The 533-nt window shown below is 56.7% G+C and carries 1 pseudogene; it reads left to right on the top strand.

The annotated features are described in order from the left end of the window. Nucleotides 1-97: 97 nt before the first annotated feature. A pseudogene (locus tag HMPREF3101_RS04010) lies at nucleotides 98-533 on the top strand (hypothetical protein); the annotation flags it as partial.

The raw sequence follows: 533 nt of genomic DNA on the forward strand, positions 1-533 counted from the left end.
CGGCCAGAACACTCCACAAACCACCACAATTACCCGGCGTATCCGCGAGATGATTAAACGGATTGACCCAACCTGTGCCTATCAACCAAAGCGACGCATGCAACGCACAGCCCAAGCACATGCTGCTGATGACACGGTGACCTTTGACGTGTCTGCACAGTCCGGCACGGTCAAAACGTTAGTCACGTTGGCGACCAACCCACTGACTGCACAGGTAGTACGTAACCATGTGTTAGCGACCGCACGGGAACATAAAACCTCAATGGCCGATGCGATGGTCAAACTACTGTCTGGTGAGATCACCCCAACGAAAGCAACCCTGCACGTATTCGTGCCAAAGGGGCGTGAGGTTGGTGGGCCAGCCTATGTGCCAGGTGTCGGCGCACTGACCCCGGAAGCCACCGCAGCACTCGAAGACCTGTTGGCGTCAGCGACAATCACCGAAGTGGATATGGACGCAGAACTTCAAGCCCACACGGATAGCTACACCCCAACCGAGGCAATGCGGCGGGTTGTGTGTGCACGTCACACGC

This window comes from Corynebacterium sp. HMSC29G08 (genome assembly GCF_001806875.1).
In the GTDB taxonomy this organism is placed as follows: domain Bacteria; phylum Actinomycetota; class Actinomycetes; order Mycobacteriales; family Mycobacteriaceae; genus Corynebacterium.